Source organism: Zoogloea sp. GDB6 (genome assembly GCF_056724105.1).
This window is the reverse complement of sequence record NZ_CM161497.1, coordinates 1,138,717-1,164,876: the sequence shown is the minus strand read 5'-3', so window position 1 is coordinate 1,164,876 and position 26,160 is coordinate 1,138,717. Positions and strand designations below refer to the sequence as shown.

Here is a 26,160-nt window from a genome sequence, read left to right as displayed (position 1 = left end):
ACAGGGGCAACTATGAAACGATTTTTACCCGCGCTATTCGTTATCTCGACTAGTGCATATGCGGCTACGCCGCCGCTGTTACTCCCGCCGCCGCTGCCGGCTGCTACAGAGTTCAAAACGTATGGCTCGGGCCTGCCGCTCGCCGAATTTCTTCATCGGACTATTGGTGAAATTCTCCGCAAACCCTACGTTCTCACGTCTAGCGCTGCTGCTGATAATGCGCTGGTTTCTGCTGATTTGAGTGGCGTTAAACCTGCTGACCTGCTCAACGTATTGCGCGACGTGCTGGACGCGTCAGGCTACGTATTGCGCGACGTTCGCGGCGTGTATATCGTTGATAGAAAATCGGATAAGAAAGCCGACGCTGACGCGGGAGACATTTTCATCTATGCACCGCGTTATCGTGCCGTTTCTGAAATGTCCGCGTATTTCTCCGTATTTCCCTCTTTGCATTTTTCGTTTTCCGGTGGCGTTGCTCGCCCGGCTCTGACTCCTGCTGTTACACCGTCTAAGGAGGGCGGTGCGCTGGGCGCTGACTTTTCGACGGGTGCAACAACGTTTTCACAAACGAATGGCGACCCCTCGTTACTCGTTGTGAAAGGTGAAAAACTCGCATTAGCTCAATTCAAGAAATTTTTGGACGAGATTGATATTCCCGTCCAACAGGTTTTCGTACGCACGTACGTATTCGAGGTGCGCAATAGCAGGAGCGACGCCTCCGGCCTATCGCTCGCTATGTCCCTACTCAATGACCGCCTGAAACTAAACATCGGTAGTGCACCCGCTGGCAATAGCGTTTCGTTCTCATCTGCCGGTAATAGCGTGTCTGCCGTCGTTGGTTCGCTCGCTGCTGATAGTCGCGTTAAACTGCTATCCGCGCCTGTTCTCGGTGCTGCTGACGGGTCTAGCGCCTCTGCTAATATCGGTAGTGACACACCTACTCTCGGCGCTATCGTGACCGCTAATAATTCGACACAACAGAGCATCAGCTATCAAAACGCTGGCGTACTGCTCAATATCTCGCCGCGTGTATTCGCTGACTCTGTACGTCTCAAAATCTCGCAGGAGGTGTCCTCATTCGTTAAAACGGACACGGGTTTAGCGCAAACGCCTACCAAGCTGAAAAGGTCATTCGTTTCTGACGTTGTTGTCACACCTGGTCAAATGCTGCTGCTCGGCGGTTTATCAGACTCTAAGCGCTCTACGAATACCGATAGAAGTCTCCATTTTTTTGGTACTGATGCTAACGAAGATTCGTCATCTGAAATCGTTGTATTATTGAGTATTGAGAAAGCCTAACGGGCGCTGTATAGCGCCCGCTAACGCGCTATAGCGCTACGGCGCACGGACGGACATACCTGCCCGCCCGCCGCCGGGGCGCGTGTGGCGCGTGTGCAGAGACTGCACAGAGATTTATATGTGCAACACCGTGTGCAAAATTTAACGAATCTAACCCATTGATTTTATGAGTGCGCAGGAATACAATAAGGACTTAAAATCCGCCGCCTCACGGCCTACGGGTTCGATTCCCGTTCCGGGCACCACGCAATTCCAGGCAATGGCCCCTTATGGGGCCGTTGTTCTTTATGATAGGAATGATCGTAATTCCTCGTCGTGAATGGAGAGTAAGGCAATGACGGCCAGAGAGGCGGAATCAGCGCTACTTGCCCGGTGCTCTGCCATCGCACTGAAAGTTGCCCAGTCGGCGCAGGACCAGCGCGAGGCCAATGTGTTCCGCTTGGCGGCAATGGTCGTTCAGTCTCGATTTCCCGTCGAATCCAGGTGCTTGATGCAAGCCAGCGAGCAGTATTTCGCCTTACATCCGGACGAGAAACTGGCCCCGGCAGATGTCGTCAGAAAGGGCTGGGTCTTTAGCCTGCCTCGCTTGCGGGACATGCTGACTCACCAGCTCCGTGGGCATTGAACCCATGTCAACGAACCAAGTGTTTCATACCCGCACAGCGCTGGCGGAAGGGCTGCGGGAATTATTCAAGCAACTGGCGGATCGCTTGTCGCTGTGCACCCCCGTCAATGTGTACCTGGCTGGTGGGATGGCCGTTCATCTCTATACGGCCAATCGCGTCACGACCGACGTAGACGCGGAGTTCGGGGGACGCATCTATCTTCCGAATGACCTGATGGTTGAAGTAACACTTGAAGATGGCAGCCAGCAGGTCGTCTATCTCGACACCAATTACAACTCGACCTTTGCGCTGCTGCACGAGGACTATCTGGATGACGCCATCCCGGTAGATCTCGGCGTGGATCAGTTTCGCGTGCATGTCCTTTCCCCAGTAGATCTCGCCGTGAGCAAGATCGCCCGACTCGCCGACAACGATAAAGAGGACATCGCCGCATTGGTTCGACTCGGCCTGACCACGGCCGATGCGATAGAACAACGCGCAACGAGCGCCTTGGCAGGCTACGTCGGCGGGCAGGCCATGTTGCAGGTGAATCTACGAGATGCCGTCGCGTTGGCCCGTCAAGTCGAGACTGAGCGGCAGGCTGGCGCATGAGCTGCCCCCAAAGAGTGTCTGCCTGACCTCCGTAAAGTATTGAATGAACAGATAGAAACGTACAATGCCAAACACCATCGCGGACTTGAAATCCGCCTCACGGCCTACGGGTTCGATTCCCGTTCCGGGCACCATGATTGCCGGCGCTTGCCGTTTCGCGCTGTGATCGTTCTCGACCTCAGCTGCGACCAAGGACATCGCTTCGAAGCCTGGTTCGCCTCCAGCGACGCCTTCGAGGACCAGCTCGCCCGGGGTCTGGTGAGCTGTCCCCACTGCGGCACCCACCAGGTCAGGCGGCTGCCCTCGGCGCCCTACGTGCAGACCTCGTCCCACGCCCGGACGCCTGCGGAGCCGGACCCGCAGGCCATCGCGGCCAAGCTGATCGAAGCCCTGCGCGCCGCCGCCCGGCAGTCCGAGGACGTCGGCGAGCGTTTCGTCGAGGAAGCCCGCCGCATTCACCGTGGCGACGCCGAAGAACGGGCCATCCGCGGCCAGGCCAAGCCCAGCGACATGATCGAGCTGCTCGAAGAAGGCATCCCCATCCTGCCCGTCCCGCCGGACAAGGACGACCTGCACTGAGCCTCCGCGCCGGGGACGCACCTCATCCCCCGCCATTCACCACCGTCACCCGCCCCTCCGTCTCACGGACGAGCCGCTCCGCCAGCGCCTGGCGGGCCGCGGCTTCGCCATGGACCAGGCGCACCTCCGCCGGCAACTCCAACATACGAGTGACGAAACGCACCAGATCGTTCTGGTCCGCATGCGCCGAATAGCCGGACAGGGAATGAATGCCGGCCCGGATCCCGATGCGCTCCCCGTCGATCTCCACATAGCCGCCCTGCGGCCCCCAGGTCTGGATCGCATGGCCCGGCGTGCCGCGGGCCTGGTAGCCGACGAACAGCACATCGTGGCGCGGGTCGTGCAGCATCGCCTTCAGATAGTTCATCACCCGCCCGCCGGCGCACATGCCGCTGGCGGCGATCACCACCGCCGGCTCGCCGCTGCGGGCCAGGCGGCGCACCGTAGCCTCGTGCGCAGCATGATCCTCGATCCCCGTCAGCTGCTCGAAGGCCAGCGGCTTGCGGCCGGCACGCACGCGGGCCAGCCCCTCCTCGTCCCAGAACGGCTGCAACTCCCCGTACAGCCGCGTGAAGCGCCCGGCCAACGGTGAATCCAGATAGAACGGCAGGCTCGCCCAGCTTTCCGCATGGGGCCCCGGCTGGCGCCGCTGCTGGTACAGGATGTCCTCGAACTCGTAGAGCAACTCCTGCGTACGGCCGATACTGAAAGCCGGCACGATCACCGTACCACCGTTGCCGAGCGCCTTCTCCACCACCGCCTGCAACTGCCGGCGCCGATCGTGGCGGTTCTCATGGACCTTGTCGCCATAAGTGCTCTCCAGCACCACCACATCCGCAGCCTCGGGCGAGCGCGGCGCCGGCAGCAGCGGCGTGAACGGCGCCCCCAGATCGCCGGAGAACACCACCCGCCGCACCGCGCCGCCGGCTCGCGTGACCTCCACCTCCACATAGGCCGAACCGAGAATGTGCCCGGCGCGCTGCAGGCGAATCCGGCAGCCCGCCCCCTTTGCCCCATTCCCGTCGAACACCCGGTACCAGGTGTTCCACTTGAGCGGGCGGATGCGCTGCTCGACCATCTCCAGATAACGCTCCACCAGCCGCGCATCACGGCTCACCCCGAACGCGAAGGCATCCGCCAGCACCACCGGCAACAGCTTGGCCGACGGCTCGCTGCACAGGATCAGGCCCTTGAAACCCGCCGCCAGCAGCCACGGAATCCGCCCCACGTGATCGATATGCACATGGGTCACCACCAAGGCCCGCACAGCCTCCAGCGGAAAACCGATCTCCAGCCGATCCTGCGCCCCCGCGCCGTCCGGCGCCGTCTCCGCGCCCTGGAACAGGCCGCAGTCGATCAACAGGCTGTTGATGTCATCGATGAAGAACTGGTGACACGACCCCGTCACCCCGTCGACCGCACCGTGATGGATGATGTTTGCATTCATGGCGGCAGTTTATACGCCGCACAAAAAATTCCATAAAGATAAATTGAAGCACACCCGACAGCCCCTTGCCACAAGTCACATTGCAAGGCGGAGCCTCGCTGTATATCTTTGTGCACAACGAAATCTCCGGAGCTCCCGTCATGAACCGTCCCGCCCACCTGTTCCAGGCCGACAATGCCGCCCCAACGACGCCCACATGGATGGAGGACGCATTCACCCCGCCGGCCAAACTGCCCACCGGCAGCTTCGTGCGGCGGCGCACCCGGCTGCACGAGCTCGACGGCTATTTCCACTGCTCGCTGATCGGCACCTGCCTGAGCACGGCCGATCTACGCAAGCTCATCCCCAAATATTCCGAACTGGATCGCACCAAGGCCACCGACCTGGACATCCACCACATGGCCGTCCGCCTCTCCGGCGAAGGTGGCCCCGGCGCCAAGGCCCTCAACAAACTGCTCGACACCCTCTATGCCGCCGACCTGAAACGCTTCCAGCGCCACAGGAACGACGACGAGCTCTACGCCGCGTGGACCGAATGCCTGCGCCACGGCGACGTTCCCGGCACCTACTGGGCCCTGATGACCCACCCGGCCACCTCCCTCAGCCTGCGCCAGCTGGTCTTCGGCGAAGTACACATGCTGTCCCACCTGGTCGGGGCCGCCAACCGCGCCGACATCCGCCGCCTGCTGGCCCTCGAAGAAGACAACGCCCGCCTCAAGGAAAAGATCGAACGCCAGCAAGCCCGCCTGCAGGAACTCGCCCAGCAGCACAGCGCCCTCGAACGGCAGCGCGCCGCCGCCCCCCTCCCCACCCCGGAGGACGCCCGCATCACCCAACTGGAAGCCCAGGTGCACACCCTCGAAACCGCCCTGCAAACGCAAAACCAGCAGGCCGCCCACCACGAAGCCCGCGCCAACAAGCTGGAGGAACGCCTGCAGGAAGCGGAAGACAGGGCCCAGGAACTCAAGACCGCCCTCGCCGAATCACGCCGCTTCGGCGACGAGATCCGCGCCGAATTCGAAGCCATCGACCGCCACCTCACCGCCCAGTTCTCCGACGCCGCCCCCACCCAGGGCAGCATCGCCGACGCCCTGCGCGGCAAACGCATCCTCTACGTCGGCGGCCGCCCCCATTCATCCCAGGCCATCCACGCCATGGTCAAGACCGCCGGCGGCGAACTCATCCTCCACGATGGCGGCATCGAAGACCGCCGCGGCCTGTTTGCCAGCAGCCTGGCCAACACCGACCTCGTCGTCTTCCCCACCGACTGCGTCGGCCACAACGCCGTCACCCTGCTCAAGCGCGCCTGCGAACGCCACGGCGTCCCCTACCGGCCGCTACGCAGCGCCGGCCTCGCCAGCTTCGCCGCCCTGGCCGCCGAACTGGCCCGGGCGGAAAGCAGCAGCACCGCCTGCCCGCCCGTCTCCCGCTTCTGCCTCCACCACGGCTAGAACACCGGTCCCAGTACCCAGTGGAAACGAGCCCTGCGCCGAGTCCCTCCGGCGCACTACATTTCCTTGCATTTCTTAACCGCCCCTTGCGGAGACTTCGGAAAGAATGCTCTCCGGATTCCACCACCTGCGAAGGAGACACCCATGAGTCATGCACACGAGAATCTTAACGCCAGGACCACCTCCGGTTTCCAATTCACCTTCACCGACGGCCAGGTAACGGGTATCGGCCTGGAGTACGGCACACACACCCATAGCCTCACCATCCCCAGCAACACTACCTTCACGGTAACGGATGGCGTCATCACGGAAACCCTCACCAAACCGTGGGGCACCGACACCATCCAGTACACCCAGGACGCAAACGACGCCACGCTCTACCACATCACGTCCGAAACCCACACCATCGCCGAACCCGACACCACCGACAGCCAGGGCCACCTCCACGGCTACACCTTCACCATCAGCGACGGCGCCGTGACGGGCGTTCAAGTGGTCACCGGCACGACCAAGGACGATGACGACGACGGCAAGACCATCACGCACAACCGGGAAATCCTGCCCGGCCAGCACTTCACACTGAACGCCGACGGCAGCGTCACCGAGACCACCCTGTCCGGCAGCACCGTCAAGACCATCCAGTTCGTCGCCGACGCCACCAGCGGCTTCTACGCCATCGCCTCCGAAACCACCACCTTCATCCAGGCCGGTAGCGCCACCACCCTTCTCAACGTACAGCCCCTCATCCGCGACAGCTTCACCTTCGATGCCAGCGGCGCCATCACCCAGGTCGAAGCGGTCCGCCCCGACGGCAGCACCAAGGTCCTCAACACCTCCCCCAACACCACCTTCACCGAACTCGAAGCCGGCTACGTCCTGGAAACCTTCACCAAGGGCCACAAAAGCTACTTCGAGGTCTACCACGACGGCAATGGCGACGGCATCTACACCAGCGTAGCCCAGGGCAGCGGCACCGCCGTCGACCTCGTCGGCCTCAAGGCCCAGATCGACGCCACCGTCAACTCACTGACCTGAGCCCCCCCGCTTCGTGAAGGGCGACCGAATCCGCTATCGCCTCGCCCTGCACGAAGTGCGCGATCCCCGGATCGAGTTGCGCAGCAGTCACACCGACCGGCGCAAGCGATGCAGGGTCACCCCCCTCACGCTTTGCCGTCCTCCAACCACGCCGTCACCTTGCTGGCGGGCATCGGGCGGGCGATGGCGAAGCCCTGGGCGGTTTCGCACCCCAGACGCGTCAACTGGACCACATGGGTGAGCGTTTCCGCCCCAGTGGCAACCACCGGCCAGCGAAAAGCATCCGCCAGGGCCAGGATGCTCCGCACAACGGCACGGTCATCCGGATGTTCCAGCATGCGCCCGACGAAGCGGCGGTCGATCTTCAAGCGCACCGGTGGCATGCCACTCAGATAAGTGAAGCGCGCAAAACTCGTCCCGAAACCATCGATGGCGAAGCGGATGCCCCGCTCCGTGCAAGCCCGCACCTGCCTCAGCAACGCCGGCATCTGCTCGATCAATGCCCGCTCCCGCACCTCCAGCTCGAGATCGGCGGCTGACAAATCGGGATAGGCATCGATCAACGCCCCGATGTACGCACTCAAATTGCTGCGCTGGAGCGAACGTGCCGAAATATTCACGCTGATCGGCACCCGCACCCCCACCGCACGCCACGCCGCCATCTGGCGCACGGCCTCGTGCAGCACCCACAGATCGACCCTCTCCGCGGTCCCTGCGTCGTCCAGCAACGCACGAAAATCCCGCGGCAACAGAATCCCCCGGTCCGGGTGCCGCCAGCGCAGCAACGCCTCCATCCCCGTCGCCTGCTGCGTACGCAACCCCAGCTGAGGCTGGAAGAACAGGCAGAACGCCCCGCGGGCAAAGCACTCGAAATCCCGCCCGAGCTGGCGCGCCGTCGACAGACTCAACAGCGAATCCGGGTTGTCACACTCGAACATCTGCACGCCTCACCCCCCAATCATCGTCAAACCGGAAGCACTCCGCCCAAGCCCGCACCTCCTCGGCCGGCATCGGCGGTGCCACGCAAAAGCCCTGGATCACATCGCAGCCCAGCTCCGCCAACAGGCTCGCCTGCGCCGCCGTCTCCACCCCCTCGGCCACCACGGTGTGATGGAACGCATGCCCCAGGCCCAGCACGCCCGCCACAATAGCCCGGTCCTGCTCATCGTCCACCATGCCCGCCACAAAGGAACGATCGATCTTCAGACTGCCCACCGGCAGGCACTTGAGATGGCTCAGGGACGAAAAGCCCGTACCGAAATCATCGAGCGCAAAGCGGATCCCTCCCGCCGCACACCGCTCAATCTGCGCCCGCACCTGGGCCAGCGGCGCGATCAAGGCCGTCTCGAGAATCTCCAGCTCGAGATCCAGCGGCGACACCTCCGAACTGCGCGCAAACAAGCCCTGCAGATACCCACACAAACCGGCCCGCCGCAGCGCATGGGGAGACACATTCACGCTCACCGACGTCCTGAACCCCGCCCGCAGCCACGCCGCCAGTTGCCCCACCGCCGCTTGCAGCACCCACAGGTCAATCCACTCCGCCGTCCCCGGATCGGCCAGCAAACCGGCAAAGTCCTGCGGCAACAACACCCCACGGGTCGGGTGGCACCAGCGCAGCAAAGCCTCGAAACCCACCAGGCTGCGCGCGCCCAACGCCACTTTTGGCTGGAAGAACAAGCAGAACGCCCCTTGCCCGCTCCCCGCCTCGCCCCATATCCCGCCGGAATCCCGACCGGCGGCAAGCTCATCACCATCACCTATCACCAGCCTTCTCCTCCATGCGCACAGCCGCGCTGAAACGCTCCGGATACAGTAACTGCTCCTCATTGATCAGCTGCCGCCCCAGCGCCTCCGCCAGGCGCGCCGCCAGCTCCGGCGAAGGACGCTGCACACCGCACTCCAGCGCCGAAATATGCGGCTGGGTCACCTGAACCAAACGTGCCAACTGGCTCTGGGTCAGCCCCAGACTCATACGCACAAGGCGCAGCGGCGTTGTCATGAAGCCAACCTCATATGCGAAACATGTATCAGCAACTATAAGTTTCGATTATTGAACAAGTCAACAGCATTAATTATTTACCGGCATATAGGTATTACCTATATTTTTAGTCCCATGAAAATAGGACAACGAATCAAGGCAACACGGGAACTTAGGGGGCTCAGCCAAGGAGAACTCGCCCGGCGGGTTGGCGTGTCTCAGCCCGCAGCATCCGAATGGGAAAGCTGCCGAACCGAACCCACCGTCGAAAACCTCCGCGCCCTCGCCGTGGAACTCGACCTGTGGTTTGAGTGGCTCGTCACCGGGCGCGGCGCCCGAGACTACGACCCCAACCAGCCCCAGCCCCCCGAATACCGCGTCGCGCCGCCCCTCCCCGCCGACGAACGCGACCTCCAGGCCGCCTACCGCAAGCTCCCCCCCGCCCGCCGCGAAGCCCTGCTCGACTTCCTCAAGCGCTGGGGCTGAACGCCCCGGAGGCCAGCGCCCCGCGGCGCCCCCGCACGCAGGGCATCCGCCGCCGCCGCGCCCACCAGACAACCTCTACCGCCCCCTCACCCCGCCCCCCCGGGCCGCCCATCGGCGGCGGCCCACCTCCCCACGTTCCGCATCTCCTCCCCTTCGGCGACAGCGCACAGCCCCTCTGCGCCCGGCCTCTCAAAATATTCACATTCAATATTCATTTAGAGTAACCTGCAAATCCATGAGATGTTTGGCCCGCGCCAAAAAAACAAACCAGCGCGACGCATGAAAATTCCATCCCGTTGCTTGACGTAAAGGCCCAGCGGGGCCGACAAGCGATTTTTTGGATCCAAAAAAACAATTTTTTATATGAAAAATCAATTTTTTCAGCCCACGAAACTGTTCCGCCAAGCCACTCGACCCTCGCGCCACGCCACCCAATCATCAAGACGCGTGACGCCATGCTTTTGACGCCTGACCCAAAGCGCGCGACACGCCGCCCACTGTTTTTTTCATGCCGTCGCACCGTTTCGTCCCATGAAAAAATCCACCGTCGGCGTGAAAAATCCGATTTTTCCCATGAAAAAAGAATTTTTTCCGGAGAAAAAAACGTCCGGTGGCATCGCCGATTCCCCATGTCAGAACACGCCAATATCCCGCAAAGCCAGGCGGGGAGCGGGTTTCCAGGCTTATGCCGAAACCTGCGCAAGCGCTTCAAGGTTCATTGAGCACTTCCTTCAACCAAGCAGCACAAACTGGAGACGATGAAATGGCAAAGAGTTACTACCTGCCCAAGGACGACAACGGCAAAGTGGCCCTACTGGACCTGCTGGCCACCCGCTTGCCGATCTACGCGGAAACCCTCGAAGTCAGCCCCGCCGACCTTGCCAGCCTGCAAGCCGACGCAGCGGCCTTCCGCTACATGATCAACGCCCACAACGTCATCCAGGGCAATGCACGCCTGTGGACGACCTTCAAGAACCTGCAGCGCGACGGCGGCGCCGGCACCGGCGCCTTTCCGCCGGCCGCCAACCTATCCGCCCCAGTCCCCACCGTGCCGCCCGGCATCATTCCCCGCGTCACCGCGTTGATCGCCCGCATCAAGACGGCCCGCAACTACACCGAAGCCATCGGGCAGGACCTCAGCATCGTCGGCAGCAACCAGATCGTCGATCCCGACGGCTGGAAGCCCATCATCGACATCGCCATCAAGGCCGGCCGCCCGGTCATCCAATGGACCAAGGGCGACGCCGACTCCATCGAGATCTGGGCCGACCGGGGCGACGACAAGGGCCTCGCCTTCCACACCATCACCACCGACCCGGCCTACACCGACGCCAGCCCCGCCCCGAGCACATCCGCCCTGTGGAAATACAAAGCCATCTACCGCCTGCGCGATGAGCAGGTCGGCAACTGGAGCGACGTGATCAGCGTGGCCGTCGGCAGCTGAACGCCAGCTGTGCCGGGCCTGGCACAGCCGTTCAGGGGGCGCCGTCGCCCCCTGCCGAAGCCCCCGGCAGCCGCCGGCTCTTCTGAGCAGGTCGGTCGGCCGGAAACCGATCTCAAGTGAATTAAGAGTCGGAATCCGATGCCGCAGGTCACAGACTCCTGCCCTGGATTGACCGCAATATCAATGTCATTACGGCTTATCGGGTGGTCAGTGGCCGGAGCAGCTATACGATAGCGATAGGCCGGAGCATTCGTGCAACAGGCTCTACCCGGTTGTTTCCAGGCTGCCCCGTACCGATCCCATTGAATGGTTCATGCCATGGATAAAGATACCGGGTTCTGCCTGATCTTCGCGCTGGACGGACAGCAGTTCGCACTGCCGCTGCCGATGGTGGAAAAGGTCGTGCGCGCACAGGCTATCAACCCCTTGCCCAAGGCTCCCGCCATCGTCTCGGGAATCATCGACTTTCACGGCGAGATCGTGCCGGTGATGGACATCCGTCTCCGCCTCGGCCTGCCCCCCCGGCCGATCGCCCTCTCCGATCAGATCATCATTGCGCGAACGCCCCACCGCCCCATCGCATTCACCGTCGAAGAGATCCTGGACGTCGCGGAATGGCGCGATCAGGACAGGGTCCCTGCCGAGGCGGTGGTTGCGGGCGTCGAGTTTCTCGGCGGCGTGCTCCGGAACCAGGCAGGCATGATCCTCATGTACGATCCGGGCGCCTTCTTCCTGCCGGAAGAACATCAACAGCTCGACCAGTTGGTGGGCTAGGCCAGTAACATGGACGCACGGGCCGACGCCTTCGACGATCCGCTTCGCAGCGCCCTCTGCGAAATGCTGTCGATGCGCCTGGGCCTGCATTTTCCGCCGGAGCGCTGGCCAGACCTTCTGCGCCGCCTGGCCCCCGCCGTAGCGGAACTGGGCTACCGTACGCTTCAGGACAGCCTGCACGGTTTGCTGGCCAAGCCCCTGGGGCAGCGGGAGCTGGAGGTGCTGGGACGCCACCTGACCGTGGGAGAAACCTATTTCTTCCGTGACCCCGAGATCTTCGCGGCCCTGGAGCAGCAACTGCTGCCCGACCTGATCCGCCACCGCCGCGACACCACGCGGCGCATCCGCATCTGGAGCATCGGCTGCAGCAGCGGCGAGGAAGCCTATTCTATCGCCATCACCGTGGCGAACATGCTGCCCGACCTCGATCGATGGGATGTATCCATCCAGGCCACCGACATCAACCTCCATGCGCTGGCCCAGGCCCGGGAAGGCATCTACGGCAACTGGTCCTTCCGCACACCGCTCCCCCCTGCATCGCAACGCTGGTTCTCCGCCCCGCGTGCCGGCCATCGGGCAGTTGCGCCGCAGATCAAATCCCTGGTGAGTTTCTCCTACCTCAACCTGATGGACGACCTATACCCGGCGGTCAGGACCAACACCGGCGCCATGGACCTGATCTTTTGCCGCAACGTCCTGATGTACTTCCATCCCCAACGAGTGGCGGAAGCCCTGGAACGGATCGGCAGCAGCCTGCTGAGCGGCGGCTGGCTCGTGCTCAGCCCGGTGGAAAGCGCATTGGTCACCGCCCCGCCGCTGCACCCTCGCCACCTGCCAGGCGTCCTGTTCTACCAAAAGGCGGAAGCGGACGGCACCTGGCCGCTTGCAGCTGAGCCCATGACACATCCTCCCCAAACGGCATCAGGCGTCCCCGCCCCCCATCATGGGCGAACATCCCCACTGATTTCCGAGCCCTCTCCTCCCGCCCCCAGCCCACCCCCGCCCCCGCCCGCACCGGACCTCGCACAAGGCTTGGTCCAGCAGGCGCGTGAGCAGGCCAATCGCGGCCGGCTGGACCAAGCCCTGGTCTCCTGCGACCAGGCCATCGCCCAGGACAAGCTCAACCCGGCCTGGGCTTTCCTGCGGGCCTCGATACTGCTCGAACTGGGGTATGACGATGACGCGGTCGCTGCCTTACAGCGCACACTGTACCTGGACCACCATTTCGTCATGGCCCACGTCACCCTCGCCAATCTGTTGCGACGCCGCGGCCGACATACGAGTGCGTGCAAGCACTACCGCAACGCCCTGGAGTTGCTCGCGCAACTGGACGCACAACAGGTTCCGCTGGAGGCCGATGGGATGACCGCCGGGCGCCTGCGGGAGTACATCGTGGCAACCCTCGCAGCGGGCGGCGGGGCCGCCCCCGGTCAAATGGAGTGATGACATGAGCAGGGAGAAGGCGGCTGCGCTCCGGCGCAGCATCGACTGGAGCGATGTCCACCGCCGCCTGGAGCAGGTCCGGCATGCAGTGGAGAGCGGCGGCGCCCCGGATGCGCAGGAAACGGCACGTATCCTGGCTGCCCGGGCTCAAGCCCTGGCCGCGCCCAGCCTGGCGGAAACCGACGGCGAGACCATCGACGTGATCGAGTTCCTGCTATCCGGCGAACGCTATGGCATGGCCTTCACGTATGTGCGGGAGGTCTTCCCCCTCCTCGACCTGACCCGCCTGCCCTGCACCCCACCCTTCGTGCTCGGCATCGTCAATGTCCGTGGGGAAATCGTCTCCGTGGTCGATCTGCGCAAGTTCTTCGACCTGCCCGAGAACGGGCTCGGCGATCTCAACAAGGTCATCGTCCTGCACTCGGCGGCGATGACGTTCGGAATCCTGGCAGATAGCGTCGCGGGGGTCCGGACTGTGCCGTTGAGCAAGTTGCAGCCCTCCCTGCCGACCCTGACGGGACTGCGGGAACGATACCTCCTGGGCGTAACCGGCGACCCCATGGTCATTCTCGATGCAGCCAAGCTGCTGGCCGACCCCCGTATCGTCATCGACGAGTCGGTGGCCCCATGACGGGGACAACTACCGGAAGAAGGAGCCGACGATGAAAGCCTCGATAGGTACGAAGCTCTGGTTGAGTTTGCTGGCGGTCCTGGCGGTCCTGGTGGCGGTAGCGGGGCTGTCCTACTCGAGCACGATAAGACAGGCGGAAACCGTGCGATGGGTCACCCACACCCGGGATGTGCAAGGAAAGCTGAAGGATCTGCTGATCTTGCTGCAGGATGCCGAAACCGGGCAGCGGGGCTACCTCATCACCGGCGAAGACCGCTATCTGTCCCCTTTCAGCTCGGCGCTGAAGGGCATCGACAGCACGTTGCGGTCGCTCCGGGAACTGACCGCAGACAACGCCGCCCAGCAGAGGCGGCTCGACACCCTGGGCACGCTGCTGTCGGGCAAGCTCGACGAACTCAAGGAGACCATCTCCCTGAGGAAGGACAAGGGCTTCGAGCCGGCACGGCAAATCGTCGTGACGGACCGGGGAAAGAAAGCCATGGACGACATCCGCGGCTTGCTGAACGACATGGAAAACCAGGAACTCTCACTCCTCAAAGTGCGTGAAGAGGAGGCCCGCGTACAAACGGACAACACGGCGCGGGCCATCGTCGGTGGCTTGCTTGCGGCGATGGGGCTGGTGCTCTGCGCCGGACTCTTCCTGACCCGGCATATCGCCCAGCCGCTAAGGGCCGTCAGCGACGCGGCCGAGCAGATCGCCGCCGGCAATCTTGCCGTCGATCTGTCTCCAGGCGCGCGGGACGACGAAGTCGGGGTCCTGATGCGCACCTTCGCCCTCATGGCCAGATCCCTGCAGGACATCGCCCTGGTGGCGGACAGGATCGCCGCCGGCGACCTGACTGCCCGGATCGCCCCACAATCGAGCCAGGACGTGCTGGGCAACGCCCTGTCGACGATGGTGACGAACCTGAGCAAGATGACCCAGGAGGTCGGGGAGAGCATCAACGTACTGGCCGCCTCGTCGAGCGAGATCGTGGCGGCAACAGCCCAGGTGGCATCGAGCTCGGCAGAGACGGCAACCGCCGTGAGCCAGACCATGGCAACCGTCGAGGAAGTGAAGCAGACCTCCCTGCTGGCGGCGGACAAGGCCAAGCAGGTTTCGGAAACCGCCATGCGCACGATGGAAATCTCAAAGAGCGGACGCAAGTCGGTGGAGGACTCGCTGGAGTCCATGCACCGGATCCAGGAGCAGATGGAGTCCATCGCCGAGAGCATCGTGCGGCTTTCCGAACAAGGCCAGGCCATCGGCGAGATCATCGCCACCGTCAACGATCTGGCGGAGCAGTCGAACCTGCTCGCGGTCAATGCGGCGATCGAGGCCGCCAAGGCCGGTGACCAGGGCAAGGGCTTCTCGGTGGTCGCGCAGGAAGTGAAGAGCCTGGCCGCCCAGTCGAAACAGGCCACGGCACAAGTCCGGGCAATCCTCGGCGACATCCAGAAAGCCACGGGCGGCGCGGTCATGGCGACCGAACAGGGCAACAAGGCGGTGGAAGCCGGCGTCAGGCTATCGGCCGAGGTGGGCGAATCGATCCGCATACTGGCCGAGAGCATCGCCGAGGCGGCACGGGCCGCCACGCAGATCGCCGTCTCGTCGCAGCAGCAGCTGGTGGGCATGGACCAGGCTGTGCTGGCCATTCAAAACATCCGCGAAGCCAGCATCCAGAACGTGGCGGGCACCAAGCAGACCGAAAGCACCGCGCAGAACCTCCATGAACTGGGCATGCGGCTCAAACAATTGATCGCCCGCTACCAGACTTGACGGCGCAGCCCCAAGAAAGCCATGGACAAGAACGACGAGGCCTTCCGCAAACGTCTCCTCGCCACGTTCCGGAACGAGGCGGCGGAGCATGTCCAGGCGCTTTCCTCGGGCTTGATCGCCCTTGAAAAGACAGCGGAGCCCGACCAGCGGCAGAGCATCATCGAAACCGTGTTCCGCGAGACCCACAGCCTGAAGGGTGCCGCCCGGGCGGTGGGCAAGAGCGAGATCGAGACGCTCTGCCAGTCCATGGAGAGTTTCTTTTCCCTGCTCAAGCAGGGCAAGGCCGACCTCTCCGCAGGGCAGTTCGATCTGCTCAACGAAGCCGTGGATGTACTGAGCGCCCTGCTGGGCAGCGTCGAAGAGGCGCCCACCAAGGCCCAGTTGGCGGCAGTCCGGGAGCTGCGCCAACGCCTGGGTGCCAACGGCCCCCGCAATACGGAGACGCCCGCCCCCGTTGTTCGGAATGAGATGCCCCCGAATCCCCAGGCTCCGCCGAGCGCCTCACCGCCCGAAGACAGGGCCGGCGACGCCGGCCCCGCGGCGGGCAAAGCCCCCCCCGATCCGCCCCCGCTCCGCAGTGGAGATACGGTGCGGGTACCCGTGGCACGGCTGGACGCCATCCTGTTCCAGTCGGAATCCCTGCTCGCCGCCAAGCTCACGGCCCACCAGCGGGTCGTGGACATTCGCGCGGCCCAGGCCGGCTTCATTGCGCTGGCCCGGCAGCGAGCCCGGATCGCACCGGAGGCCAGGGCCTTGCAGCGGCGCCTGGAACGCAGCGAACAGCGCGGGGACGCGGGCAACCGGCGCAAGGGCGACACGCGCTTGCGCCGGTTGCTGGAATACCTGCTGCAGGAGGATGACTTCATCAAGACCCACGCGATGCGCCTGGAAGCCCTGGCCAAGGCGGCCGAACACGACTGGCGCAGCCTGGGAAGCATGGCCGACGGCCTGCTCGACGACGTGAAAATGGCGCTGATGCTGCCCGTCTCCTCGGTCGCGGAGGTGCTGCCCAAATTCGTCCGGGACGGCGCCCGCAGCCAGGGCAAGGACGTGGATTTCAGGATTCGCGGCGCCGAGACGGAGATCGACCGGCGCATCCTGGAAGACCTGCGCGACCCCTTGATCCATCTGGTCCGCAACAGCCTCGACCACGGCATCGAGAAGCCGGAAACGCGGCTGGCGGCGGGCAAGCCGCGACGAGGCCTGATCGAGCTGAGCGCCAGCCAGGTCGAAGGCAGCCGCATCGAGATCGTCATCGCGGACGATGGCGCCGGCATTCCCCTCGAAAAGGTCCGCGATGCAGCCCATCGGCTGGGGCTGGCCCGCCCCCCCGGCAACGGCGACGCGGGCAGCACGGTACTCGACGACTCAGCCTGCCTGGAGCTGATCTTCCAGTCCGGCGTGTCCACCAGCCCGATCGTCACCGATCTGTCCGGCCGCGGCCTGGGGCTGACCATCGTGCGGGAGAAGGTGGAGCGCCTGGGCGGCTCGGTCTCGGTCAGCGCGCCCCCCGCCGGAGGAACCCGTTTCCGGCTCGTGCTGCCCCTGACGCTGGCCACCTTCCGCGGCGTACATGTGCGCTGCGGCGAGCAGGAGTTCATCTTCCCGACCACACATCTGGCCCAGGTGGCGCGGGTCGCCAGACAGGCCATCGCCACGGTGGAGAACCGGGAGACCGTTCCGCTGAACGGCCAGACCGTGTCCCTGGCACGCCTCGCCCAGGTGCTCGGCATCCCCGCCGACAAGGTGCAAGTGCGAACGGAGAGCGTGCAACTGGTGGTCGCGGGGACGGGAGAGAACCGCATCGCCTTTCTGGTGGACGAGGTCCTGGGCGAGCAGGAGGTGCTGCTCAAGGGCCTGGGCCGGCAATTGCGGCGCGTGCGCAACATCGCCGGCGCCACCGTGCTGGGCACTGGCCGGGTGGTGCCCATCCTCCACGTTCCCGATCTACTCAAATCGGCGCGGCATGCTGCACTTTCCCCGGAGCCCGCCACCGAGGCCGACGCGGCGCGCAAGTCTCTGCTGGTGGCGGAGGACTCGATCACCTCGCGGATGTTGCTCAAGGGCATCCTCGAAGCGGCCGGCTACGACGTGAAGACCGCGGTGGACGGCCTTGACGCCTACACCCAGCTGCGCACCGAGCCCTTCGATCTGCTGGTGTCCGACGTGGACATGCCGCGCATGAACGGCTTCGATCTCACCGCCAAGGTACGCACCGACAAAGCCCTGGCTGACCTGCCGGTCGTGCTGGTCACGGCCCTGAGCTCCCGCGCAGACCTGGAGAGGGGCGCCGAAGCAGGCGCCAATGCCTACATCGTCAAGGGCAGCTTCGACCAGAGCAACCTGCTGACAGCCATCAGAAGGCTCCTGTGATGACCGGCGCCAAGCGTATCCGTGTCCTGGTCGTGGAGGACTCCGCCGTGCAGCGCGAGCTGCAGGTGCACCTGCTCAACAGCGATCCGCAACTGGAGGTGGTGGGTACCGCCAGGGACGGGCGCGAAGCGATAGAACAGGTACGGCGCTGCCTGCCCGACGTGGTGACCATGGATTTCCACATGCCCCACCTGGACGGCGCGGCGGCCACCCGCATCATCATGGAAAGCCAGCCGGTGCCCATCGTGGTGATCTCCGGCAGCTCTGCCCAGCATGAAGTGGCCGAAACCTTCCGGGCGCTGGACGCCGGCGCGCTGGTTGTCATCGAAAAGCCCTACCTGCCGGATAGCGAAGCCGCTCGCAAGATGGTCGAAACCGTCAAGCTGATGGCCGAGGTCAAGGTAGTACGGCGCTGGCCCGCCGCCCAGACGGGAAAAACCGCGCCGGCGCGGACCGAGCCGGACCCGACGGCGCCGGTGAGCCTGGTGGCCATCGGCGCATCCACGGGTGGCCCGCTGGTCCTGCAGACCATACTGGCCAACCTGCCGCGGGACTTCCCCGTGCCCGTGCTCATCGTCCAGCACATCAGCCCCGGCTTCACAGAAGGATTCACCGAATGGCTGGCCGCAGCCAGCGGCTTTCCCGTGCAGATGGCCACCCAGGACTGCCGACTGGAACCCGGCCGGGCCTACGTGGCCCCCGACGGCCTGCACATGATGGTCAAGGACGACGGCCGTGGCGGCCACAGGATCGTATTGACCGGCGACGAGCCGGAGAACGGACACCGGCCTTCCGTCTCCCGCCTTTTCAACTCCGTCGCGAGGGCCGTGGGCGACAAGGCGGTGGGCGTACTCCTGACCGGCATGGGCAAGGACGGCGCGGCCGAACTGGGCCTCCTTCGCCAGAAGGGGGCCATCACCATCGCCCAGAGCCGCGAAAGTTCAGTCGTGGCCGGAATGCCCGGAGAAGCCATCCGGCTCGATGCAGCCGCCCACATCCTGGCGCCGGCCGAGATTGGTGGCCTGCTGGCGATCCTGGTGAAACATCGCAACGGCAACAGCATTCACGAACCGTCAAAGCGTTGAGAAATCGAGGTACATCATGCCGCCCCCCCACAATGAACCGAGCGCCGTGGATATCCTGGTCGTCGAGGACAGCCCCACCCAGGCCGAGCAACTGTGCTACCTGCTGCAACAGCATGGCTACCGGACCCGCACGGCGGCCAATGGCCGCCTCGGCCTCGAAGAAATCCGGCGCAGCAAACCGACGCTGGTCATCAGCGACATCGTCATGCCCGAAATGGACGGCTACGCCCTGTGCCGGGCCGTCAAGGCCGACGCCGAGCTCAAGGACATCCCGGTGGTGATCGTCACCTCCCTGTCCGGCATCCAGGACATTGCCCGCAGCCTGGAATGCGGCGCCGACAACTTCATCCGCAAGCCCTACGAGCCTCACGCGCTGCTGGCACGGGTCGAGTACATCCTGCTCAACCTGGAACTGCGCAAGGGCAAGCGGATCAATATCGGCCTCGAGGTCTACCTGGGCGGCAAGAAGCACTACATCACTTCGGAACGGGAGCAGATCATCGACCTGCTGATCTCCACCTACGAAGAAGCGGTGCGCATGAACGAGGAGATGCAACAGCAGCAGATCGAGATTGCCCGCTCCAGCCAGACCCTGGCCGGGCTCTACCGTATCGCGGACGAACTGAACCGTGTCAGCACGCCGGCCCAGGTCTGCGAACTGGCCTTGCAGGCCACCATGGACCTCCCCAAGTTCGAAGCCGGCTGGATCTACCTCTCCGACGCGGACGGCAAGCAGAGCTACCGCCTCGTCGCGGCCAGCACGGCCGCTTTGCCGCAGCGCGCCGACACCCCGGACTGGATCGGGGACATCTCATCCGCCACCGCCACCGGGCGCAACGCCCGCGTTCCGCTCGCCCTGGAGCGGCGCCACCTGGGGGTCATCCAGTTGCTGGCAGTGGACGGAGAGAGCTTCAACGACGAGGATCTGAACGTCCTCGACACGATCGGCAACCAGGTGGCGGTAGCCCTGGAACGGGCGCACCTGCACCAGCACCTCGAAAACCTGGTGGAGCAGCGCACCGCGGCCCTGCAGGCCGAGGTGGTCGAGCGGCGCCGGGCCGAAGAGCGGGTGGTCAGCCTCAACCGCATCTACGCCATGCTCTCCAACATCAATACGCTGATCGTGCGGGTCCATGAACGGGAGGAGCTGTTCCGCGAGGCCTGCCGCGTCGCCGTGGAGTTTGGCCACTTCGGCCTGGCCTGGGTGGGGATGGCGGATGCAGACAACGCGCAGATCAAACCCACCGCCTGGCATGGCGTGGACCTGTGGGCCGAGAGCATCGGCTTCGCTGCGGCCGAGGTCGGCCACCTGGACGAGGCCCTGGTCAACGAGGCCATAGGACAGCGACAAACCATCGTCTGCCGCGACCTGGCACAGGCCGACGGCATGCCCCTGGCGGCGCTTGCCGTGTCGCACAGCTACCGCGCCCTCTGCGCCCTGCCCCTGCAGGTCGACAAACAGACGGTGGCCCTGATGTTCCTCTATGCGCATACCCCCGAAGTCTTCAATGCCGACGAGATGCATCTGCTGGAGGAGCTGGCCGGGAACATCTCCTTTGCCCTCGACCATATCGCCAAGGAAGAACGCATCAACTACCTGGCCTATTACGATGCGCTGACCAGCCTGCCCAACCGCGACCTGCTGCTGGAACGCCTGCGCCAGAGCATTGGTTTTGCCCAGCGCCACAGCAACACGGTGGCGGTGATCTGCCTCGACCTGGATCGTTTCAAGATCATCAACGACGGCCTCGGCCACTACGTCGGCGACAAGCTGCTGCAAACGGTGGCGGGCCTGCTGTCGGGCATCTTGCGCGACGGCGATACGGTCGGCCGGCTGGCCGCCGACAAGTTCGTCATGATCGGCGCAGACCTGCGCGATGGCGACGATCTCCCCCCCATCATCGAGCGGCTGCAAGAGGTGCTGCGCGCCCCCATCCCCGTCGGCGAGGAAAACACCAATCTCACCGCCAGTATCGGCGTCAGTCTTTATCCCAAGGACAGCGACGACCCGATCACCCTGGTCAAATACGCCGAACTGGCCATGTACCAGGCCAAGGAGCGAGGCGGCAACCAGCACCGCCTGTTCACCACCGAACTGGATACGCGGGTCTCCGAGCGGGTGAAGCTGCAAAACCGGCTCGGCGCTGCGCTGGAGGCCGGGGAACTGGTGGTGTATTACCAGCCCCAGGTCAGCGCGATGAATGGCGTGGTGTGCGGCATGGAGGCGCTGATCCGCTGGCAGCACCCGCAATTCGGCCTGGTTCCCCCCGGGCAGTTCATCCCCGTGGCCGAGGAGAGCGGACTGATCATTCCCATCGGAGAGTGGGTGCTTCAGGAAGCCTGCCGGCAGAACCAGGCATGGCGCGACGAAGGTCTGTCGGATTTCCCCGTCTCGGTCAATCTTTCCATCGCCCAGCTGCGCGACAGCCGCCTGCTCGCCAGTGTGCGCCGCGTGCTCGACGAGACCGGCCTCGACCCCCACTACCTGGAGCTGGAGCTGACCGAGAGCATCATGATGGAGAACCCCGAGATGCTGATCGCCTTCCTGCAACGCGCGCGGGAGATGGGGGTCCAGATCTCCATCGACGATTTCGGCACGGGCTACTCCAGCCTCAACTACCTGAAGCGCCTGCCCCTCGACCGGCTCAAGGTGGACTACAGTTTCGTCCGCGATATCACCCGCGATCCGGCCAGTGCCTCGATCTGCCGCGCCGTCATCGCCATCGCCCACAACCTGCGCCTGGGAGTGGTGGCCGAAGGGGTCGAAACCGAGGGCCAGGCCAACTACCTGGCCCGCCACTATTGCGAAAGCCTGCAAGGCTATTACTTCAGCAAGCCCGTACCGGCGGCCGAGATCACGGCCTTGCTGCGCAGGCGCGAACCCCTGATCAAGCTGGCCCCCGAGCTGAATGCCCGACGCACCCTGCTGCTGGTGGACGACGAAGAGAACATCCGCAACGCCCTGCGCCGCCTGTTGCGTAGCGACGGCTACCAGATACTGGTCGCGTCATGCCCCACTGAAGCGTTCGAACTGCTGGCCACCAACCGGGTGGGAGTGATCCTCGCCGATCAACGCATGCCCGACATGAGCGGCACCGAGTTTCTGCGCCGCGTGAAGGACATCTACCCCGATGCGATCCGCATCGTCCTGTCCGGCTACACCGATCTCGACACCATCACTGCCTCGATCAACCAAGGCTCGGTGTACAAGTTCCTGGTCAAACCCTGGGACAACGACGCCCTCCGCGAAGTCCTGCGTGAAGCCTTCTGGCGCTACGAACTCTCCAAGGGAATCGCCACCGACTGGTACTCGGCGGGTGGCATCCAGGGCCTTCATGGCGGGCAGTGACGCCACGCCGATAAACGGCAAACATCCCCAACGGCGAACTCGGCAAATTTGATACTCTTGTAAAAACCAACAAGAGCAAACACTCCCATGAATGCGGTAGAGATTTTCCCGTGGAGCGCACATTTCGAGACGGGGATCGCCGAGATCGACGAACAACACCAGCAACTGGTCCGGCTGGTGAATCGACTGGCCAGCCATCTGGCTTATTCGTCAGATCTACCGGGGCTCGATGAGATCTTCGGCGAACTTGCCGCCTACGCCCAGTACCACTTTGCAACCGAAGAGGCGATCTGGCACGCGGCCTTGCCAGACGACCCATGGGAAATCGAACACCACAAGACGCACCAGACCTTCATCGACGACGTGATGCGTCTGCGCAATACCCAGGGCGGCAAATCCATCGACATGACCGTCGAAGAGATCCTGAGTTTCCTGTGCCAATGGCTGGCCTTCCACATCCTCTACAACGACCGGCGCATGGCCCAGGCCGTCATCGCCATCCGCGCCGGCCAGGCCCCGGAAGACGCCAAGCGGCACAGCAACGGCGCCATGAACAGCACCGTGCGGGCCCTGATCGAGACCGTGCTGACGATGTACGACAGCCTGTCCAACCGCACCCTGCAACTCGTGAAGGAACTCAGCGCCCGACAGAAGCTTGAAGCCAAGCTGCGACTGGCCGGCAGCGTATTCGACAACACCCTCGAATCGATCTGCATCATCGACGACGCCGGCAACATCATCGACGCTAACCCGGCCTTTGCCCAAAGCTGCGGAACGAGTCGCGACGAATTGCTGGGAGCCCCGCTCGCCACCTTCAAGTCCGGCCTCGGCAACGATGACAACAACGCCCCTGCCATATGGAGCGCGGTAAACAGCAGCGGCCACTGGAGTGGCGCCATCCAGTGCCGGGCACCCAGCGGCGAACTCTCTGCCGAGTGGCTGACCCTTTCCTCCGTCCGCAATGGCGATGATTTCGGCATCGGCCATTACGTGGCCGTCTTCTCCAGCGTCGGCGGCCTGATCCAGCGCCAGCAGGCCATGGAACACTGGGCCCACCACGACGCCCTCACCGGCCTGCCCAACCGCCTGCTCCTCAAGGACCGCCTCGAACAAGCCCTCGCCCAGGCCCGCCGCGGCGGCGGCGGCCTGCTGGGCGTGTGCTACGTGGACCTGGACGACTTCAAACCGGTCAACGACACCTTCGGCCACGCCGCCGGCGACCACGTGCTGCAAGTCACCGCCGAGCGCATCCGCAAGGAACTGCGCGGCACCGACACCGTCGCCCGCATCGGCGGCGACGAGTTCGTGATCCTGCTCAACGGCCTCCAGGAAGGCAGCGACCGCCTGGCCTGCCTCGACCGCATCATCGAAGCCATCGGCCAGCCCATCCCCCTGGGCCACGACGGTGCCGGCCCCAGCACCCGCATCTCCGCCAGCATCGGCATCAGCTTCTCGCCCCGAGACGGCCGCAACGCCGAAGATCTGCTCCACCACGCCGACCAGGCCCTGTACCAGGGCAAACTGGCCGGCAAGGGCGGCTATCGGATCTACACGCCTACATAGGGAATTCAGATTGCCATACGGCTATTGAACTCCCACCAGTTCAACGGGCAAGTAACCGCAAACAGTCGCATCTCATGCATGCCGACGCTGAGCAATCACGTTCACGCAGATCACCCCACCTAGAAATACCAACAAAATCCAGAAATCCAGTTCAATAAAATGTTGAAAATTCTGGATAACAGTACATCCCCTTTCACCCTAAACCGTCAACTTTCCTTCCCGGCTCAGCGCTGTTACGATAAACCATCATCATTTATTGGACATCTAAATGTCACAGCGCAATTCGTGGGCTGATATCTGCAAGGGCATCGGAATCATTCTGGTTGTCTATGGACACGTACAGCGTGGGCTATTCAACGCTGGGTTCGAAATGAACGAACATCAGTACAAACTCATAGACAGCATCATATACACGTTTCACATGCCTCTCTTTTTCTTCATCTCGGGGCTGTTTTTTTACAACTCCCTGCAAAAAACAAAACAAGCCACTTTTGTTGCAAAAAAAATAGACACAATTCTATACCCCTACATCCTCTGGTCCTTGATTCAAGGCATAACAGAAGCAAGCCTTGCGAAGTACACAAACTCACAGACGTCACTAGCCGACGTTTTTTCTCTATGGCAACCAAGAGCCCAGTTCTGGTTTCTTTACGCCCTATTTATTGTCTTCACAACAAGCTCATTTCTGTATCGATCAATCAACCCAAATCGACTATTTTATTTAATCCCTATTTTTGCGGCCCTATACCTATTCAAGTTTGAAATTGCCATCGTAAAACAAGCAATGTCAAACTTCGTCTTCTTTGCGCTTGGCATTTGGTTCAACGAAATCAAACACAAGATCTTTGAAAGAAGAGAAATTATCGCCACAACAACCTTTTTCTTATTTGTTTTTGGGCAATTTGCATTTCATAGCATCTTAAACTTGAACTATCAGGATGTCGGCCTACTCTCACTCGCCCTCGCCTTTACCTCAATACTTTTTATTTCAAGCCTAGCCATGTGCCTTGAAAAAATAGACGTTGGCTTTTTAAAATACATCGGCACACAGACAATGCCGATCTATTTAATGCACATTTTAGCTGGCAGCGGAATTCGTATAGTTCTGAAAAAGGTATTGGGCGTAACCTCAACAGAAGTACACACACTCGCAGGTGTCATGTTCGGAATAGGCATCCCTCTTGTTGCACAAGCCTTTTTTGCAAGAATGGGAAGCAACTGGATAACCATCCCTCCCAAGTGGCTATCCGTAGAAAAGCTCTTCATGAGAGCTGCAAAATCTCACTCAAGTAACGGCTAAGAAAAAAGTGGATAGAGGCCCCCTATCGGCGGGCCCTCTATCCACTGTATCTGCGCCTTTAAAATACAGGCGGCTGAATACTTATTAAGGAGCCACTGATTTATTCCCCATCCCCGACACACGAGCACACGCGAGATAATCCCGCAGTGCCTTCCCTTACGAGACCTTGATCGATGCAATCAAGCTTTTCTGACCTGGAGTACGCCGCGAAGAAGAAGCTGACGCGGCGCGATCGCTTTCCTACCGGGATCAACACGGTGACTCCTTGGGCGGCGCTGGAGGCCGAGATCGAGCCGTTCTATCCGAAGGGTGAAGGCCGTGGGCGCCCTCCGATTGGCCTGGCGCGGATGCTGCGCATGTATGTGGCCCAGCAGTGCTTCGGGCTCTCCGACGAGGGGATGGAGGATGCGCTCTACGACAGCCAGGCGATCCGGGGCTGTGGGGATTGATCTGTCGCGGGAGTCGGCGCCGGACGCAACGACGCTGCTGAAGTTCAGACGGCTGCTCGAAACCTACGGGCTCACGCGCAAGATCTTCGAGGCCATCAACGCCCATCTGGCCGAACAAGGCCTGATCCTGCGTGAAGGAACGATTGTCGATGCCACGCTGATCGCGGCCCCGCCATCGACGAAGAACGGGGCGAAGGCGCGCGACCCGGAGATGCACCAGACAAAGAAGGGCAACAACTGGCACTTCGGCATGAAGGCTCACATCGGCGTCGATGCACAGTCGGGGCTGGTGCATACGCTGGTCACGACAGCCGCCAACACCAGCGACATCAGCCAGGCAGGCCCATGCCCTGCTGCACGGCAAAGAGCACACCGTGTTCGGCGATGCGGGTTATCAAGGCGTCGAGAAACGCCCCGAGAACCAGGGCAAGACCGTTGAATGGCTGGTGGCGATGAAGCGCAGCGTGCGCAAGGCCCTGCCCGCCGAACTCGCTC

Annotated in this window: 22 protein-coding genes and 1 pseudogene; 19 read left to right on the top strand and 4 right to left on the bottom strand. The window is 62.9% G+C overall.

Features of this window, described 5'->3' with window-relative positions:
• Positions 1–12: 12 nt before the first annotated feature.
• From AC1PQG_RS05265 to AC1PQG_RS05250, 4 genes are all read left to right on the top strand, one after another.
• Positions 13–1,299 carry a type II secretion system protein GspD gene (locus AC1PQG_RS05265; RefSeq protein WP_481121581.1) on the top strand — a complete coding sequence of 429 codons (1,287 nt, stop codon included), beginning with the start codon at positions 13–15 and terminating at the stop codon, positions 1,297–1,299.
• 334 nt (positions 1,300–1,633) lie between these two features.
• A complete protein-coding gene (locus tag AC1PQG_RS05260) occupies positions 1,634–1,924 on the top strand; it encodes a hypothetical protein (protein WP_481121580.1) in 291 nt (96 codons plus the stop codon).
• A gap of 4 nt (positions 1,925–1,928) precedes the next feature.
• Positions 1,929–2,516, top strand: coding sequence for a DUF6036 family nucleotidyltransferase (locus AC1PQG_RS05255; RefSeq protein WP_481121579.1), 588 nt, complete (start codon positions 1,929–1,931; stop codon positions 2,514–2,516).
• A 162-nt stretch (positions 2,517–2,678) separates the two neighbouring features.
• Complete coding sequence (locus AC1PQG_RS05250) at positions 2,679–3,095, top strand: DUF1178 family protein (RefSeq protein ID WP_481122970.1); 417 nt, start codon at positions 2,679–2,681, stop codon at positions 3,093–3,095.
• A gap of 22 nt (positions 3,096–3,117) precedes the next feature.
• On the opposite strand, the gene AC1PQG_RS05245 is transcribed toward AC1PQG_RS05250, so the two are convergent.
• Complete coding sequence (locus AC1PQG_RS05245; RefSeq protein ID WP_481121578.1) at positions 3,118–4,542, bottom strand: MBL fold metallo-hydrolase RNA specificity domain-containing protein; 1,425 nt, start codon at positions 4,540–4,542, stop codon at positions 3,118–3,120.
• A gap of 140 nt (positions 4,543–4,682) precedes the next feature.
• On the opposite strand from AC1PQG_RS05245, the gene AC1PQG_RS05240 reads away from it, so the two are divergent.
• Positions 4,683–5,993, top strand: coding sequence for a DUF2325 domain-containing protein (locus tag AC1PQG_RS05240; RefSeq protein ID WP_481121577.1), 1,311 nt, complete (start codon positions 4,683–4,685; stop codon positions 5,991–5,993).
• 144 nt (positions 5,994–6,137) lie between these two features.
• Positions 6,138–7,028, top strand: a complete 891-nt coding sequence (locus AC1PQG_RS05235; RefSeq protein WP_481121576.1) for a hypothetical protein — start codon at positions 6,138–6,140, stop codon at positions 7,026–7,028.
• A gap of 125 nt (positions 7,029–7,153) precedes the next feature.
• On the opposite strand, the gene AC1PQG_RS05230 is transcribed toward AC1PQG_RS05235, so the two are convergent.
• The 3 genes from AC1PQG_RS05230 to AC1PQG_RS05220 are packed head-to-tail and all read right to left on the bottom strand — an operon-like array spanning position 7,154 to position 9,030.
• Positions 7,154–7,966 (bottom strand): EAL domain-containing protein, encoded by an 813-nt coding sequence (locus tag AC1PQG_RS05230; protein WP_481122969.1) that lies wholly within the window; start codon positions 7,964–7,966, stop codon positions 7,154–7,156.
• Positions 7,953–8,858, bottom strand: a complete 906-nt coding sequence (locus AC1PQG_RS05225; RefSeq protein ID WP_481121575.1) for an EAL domain-containing protein — start codon at positions 8,856–8,858, stop codon at positions 7,953–7,955. The genes AC1PQG_RS05230 and AC1PQG_RS05225 overlap by 14 nt, the downstream gene beginning before the upstream one ends.
• Positions 8,785–9,030 carry a helix-turn-helix transcriptional regulator gene (locus AC1PQG_RS05220; RefSeq protein WP_481121574.1) on the bottom strand — a complete coding sequence of 82 codons (246 nt, stop codon included), beginning with the start codon at positions 9,028–9,030 and terminating at the stop codon, positions 8,785–8,787. Before AC1PQG_RS05220 ends, AC1PQG_RS05225 begins: the two co-directional genes overlap by 74 nt.
• Between AC1PQG_RS05220 and AC1PQG_RS05215 the strand changes: the two genes are divergently transcribed.
• The 13 genes and pseudogenes from AC1PQG_RS05215 to AC1PQG_RS05155 form a co-directional block, all read left to right on the top strand.
• On the top strand, positions 8,944–9,495 hold the full coding sequence (locus AC1PQG_RS05215) for a helix-turn-helix domain-containing protein (RefSeq protein WP_481121573.1): 552 nt from the start codon (positions 8,944–8,946) through the stop codon (positions 9,493–9,495). The two genes, AC1PQG_RS05220 and AC1PQG_RS05215, sit on opposite strands and share 87 nt — an antisense overlap.
• Positions 9,496–9,791: 296 nt before the next feature.
• Complete coding sequence (locus AC1PQG_RS05210) at positions 9,792–10,217, top strand: hypothetical protein (RefSeq protein WP_481121572.1); 426 nt, start codon at positions 9,792–9,794, stop codon at positions 10,215–10,217.
• A gap of 41 nt (positions 10,218–10,258) precedes the next feature.
• Positions 10,259–10,939: a hypothetical protein gene (locus tag AC1PQG_RS05205; protein WP_481121571.1), complete on the top strand. Its 681-nt coding sequence runs from the start codon at positions 10,259–10,261 to the stop codon at positions 10,937–10,939.
• A gap of 306 nt (positions 10,940–11,245) precedes the next feature.
• Positions 11,246–11,713: a chemotaxis protein CheW gene (locus tag AC1PQG_RS05200; RefSeq protein WP_481121570.1), complete on the top strand. Its 468-nt coding sequence runs from the start codon at positions 11,246–11,248 to the stop codon at positions 11,711–11,713.
• 9 nt (positions 11,714–11,722) lie between these two features.
• A complete protein-coding gene (locus AC1PQG_RS05195; protein ID WP_481121569.1) occupies positions 11,723–13,156 on the top strand; it encodes a CheR family methyltransferase in 1,434 nt (477 codons plus the stop codon).
• Between the two features lie 4 nt (positions 13,157–13,160).
• Positions 13,161–13,787 (top strand): chemotaxis protein CheW, encoded by a 627-nt coding sequence (locus tag AC1PQG_RS05190; RefSeq protein WP_481121568.1) that lies wholly within the window; start codon positions 13,161–13,163, stop codon positions 13,785–13,787.
• 31 nt (positions 13,788–13,818) lie between these two features.
• Positions 13,819–15,546: a methyl-accepting chemotaxis protein gene (locus AC1PQG_RS05185; protein ID WP_481121567.1), complete on the top strand. Its 1,728-nt coding sequence runs from the start codon at positions 13,819–13,821 to the stop codon at positions 15,544–15,546.
• Between the two features lie 21 nt (positions 15,547–15,567).
• Positions 15,568–17,919 carry a hybrid sensor histidine kinase/response regulator gene (locus tag AC1PQG_RS05180; RefSeq protein ID WP_481121566.1) on the top strand — a complete coding sequence of 784 codons (2,352 nt, stop codon included), beginning with the start codon at positions 15,568–15,570 and terminating at the stop codon, positions 17,917–17,919.
• Complete coding sequence (cheB, locus tag AC1PQG_RS05175) at positions 17,919–19,004, top strand: chemotaxis-specific protein-glutamate methyltransferase CheB (protein WP_481121565.1); 1,086 nt, start codon at positions 17,919–17,921, stop codon at positions 19,002–19,004. Before AC1PQG_RS05180 ends, cheB begins: the two co-directional genes overlap by 1 nt.
• Before the next feature lie 16 nt (positions 19,005–19,020).
• Positions 19,021–22,353: an EAL domain-containing protein gene (locus AC1PQG_RS05170; protein WP_481121564.1), complete on the top strand. Its 3,333-nt coding sequence runs from the start codon at positions 19,021–19,023 to the stop codon at positions 22,351–22,353.
• Positions 22,354–22,440: 87 nt separating this feature from the next.
• Complete coding sequence (locus AC1PQG_RS05165) at positions 22,441–23,916, top strand: bacteriohemerythrin (RefSeq protein ID WP_481121563.1); 1,476 nt, start codon at positions 22,441–22,443, stop codon at positions 23,914–23,916.
• Between the two features lie 268 nt (positions 23,917–24,184).
• On the top strand, positions 24,185–25,216 hold the full coding sequence (locus tag AC1PQG_RS05160) for an acyltransferase family protein (RefSeq protein ID WP_481121562.1): 1,032 nt from the start codon (positions 24,185–24,187) through the stop codon (positions 25,214–25,216).
• A gap of 173 nt (positions 25,217–25,389) precedes the next feature.
• Positions 25,390–26,144: pseudogene (locus AC1PQG_RS05155) on the top strand (IS5 family transposase); the annotation flags it as partial.
• Positions 26,145–26,160: the final 16 nt, after the last annotated feature.

Bases quoted from the DNA above. Each gene is read 5' to 3' on its own strand.
- AC1PQG_RS05170 (WP_481121564.1), top strand. From the start codon at position 19,021: ATGCCGCCCCCCCACAATGAACCGAGCGCCGTGGATATCCTGGTCGTC.
- AC1PQG_RS05220 (WP_481121574.1), bottom strand. From the start codon at position 9,030: ATGACAACGCCGCTGCGCCTTGTGCGTATGAGTCTGGGGCTGACCCAG.
- AC1PQG_RS05235 (WP_481121576.1), top strand. From the start codon at position 6,138: ATGAGTCATGCACACGAGAATCTTAACGCCAGGACCACCTCCGGTTTC.
- AC1PQG_RS05195 (WP_481121569.1), top strand. From the start codon at position 11,723: ATGGACGCACGGGCCGACGCCTTCGACGATCCGCTTCGCAGCGCCCTC.
- AC1PQG_RS05165 (WP_481121563.1), top strand. From the start codon at position 22,441: ATGAATGCGGTAGAGATTTTCCCGTGGAGCGCACATTTCGAGACGGGG.
- AC1PQG_RS05160 (WP_481121562.1), top strand. From the start codon at position 24,185: ATGTCACAGCGCAATTCGTGGGCTGATATCTGCAAGGGCATCGGAATC.
- AC1PQG_RS05190 (WP_481121568.1), top strand. From the start codon at position 13,161: ATGAGCAGGGAGAAGGCGGCTGCGCTCCGGCGCAGCATCGACTGGAGC.
- AC1PQG_RS05260 (WP_481121580.1), top strand. From the start codon at position 1,634: ATGACGGCCAGAGAGGCGGAATCAGCGCTACTTGCCCGGTGCTCTGCC.
- AC1PQG_RS05225 (WP_481121575.1), bottom strand. From the start codon at position 8,858: ATGAGGAGCAGTTACTGTATCCGGAGCGTTTCAGCGCGGCTGTGCGCA.
- AC1PQG_RS05245 (WP_481121578.1), bottom strand. From the start codon at position 4,542: ATGAATGCAAACATCATCCATCACGGTGCGGTCGACGGGGTGACGGGG.
- AC1PQG_RS05255 (WP_481121579.1), top strand. From the start codon at position 1,929: ATGTCAACGAACCAAGTGTTTCATACCCGCACAGCGCTGGCGGAAGGG.
- AC1PQG_RS05215 (WP_481121573.1), top strand. From the start codon at position 8,944: ATGCGGCTGGGTCACCTGAACCAAACGTGCCAACTGGCTCTGGGTCAG.
- cheB (WP_481121565.1), top strand. From the start codon at position 17,919: ATGACCGGCGCCAAGCGTATCCGTGTCCTGGTCGTGGAGGACTCCGCC.
- AC1PQG_RS05240 (WP_481121577.1), top strand. From the start codon at position 4,683: ATGAACCGTCCCGCCCACCTGTTCCAGGCCGACAATGCCGCCCCAACG.
- AC1PQG_RS05205 (WP_481121571.1), top strand. From the start codon at position 10,259: ATGGCAAAGAGTTACTACCTGCCCAAGGACGACAACGGCAAAGTGGCC.
- AC1PQG_RS05265 (WP_481121581.1), top strand. From the start codon at position 13: ATGAAACGATTTTTACCCGCGCTATTCGTTATCTCGACTAGTGCATAT.
- AC1PQG_RS05200 (WP_481121570.1), top strand. From the start codon at position 11,246: ATGGTTCATGCCATGGATAAAGATACCGGGTTCTGCCTGATCTTCGCG.
- AC1PQG_RS05185 (WP_481121567.1), top strand. From the start codon at position 13,819: ATGAAAGCCTCGATAGGTACGAAGCTCTGGTTGAGTTTGCTGGCGGTC.
- AC1PQG_RS05180 (WP_481121566.1), top strand. From the start codon at position 15,568: ATGGACAAGAACGACGAGGCCTTCCGCAAACGTCTCCTCGCCACGTTC.
- AC1PQG_RS05230 (WP_481122969.1), bottom strand. From the start codon at position 7,966: ATGTTCGAGTGTGACAACCCGGATTCGCTGTTGAGTCTGTCGACGGCG.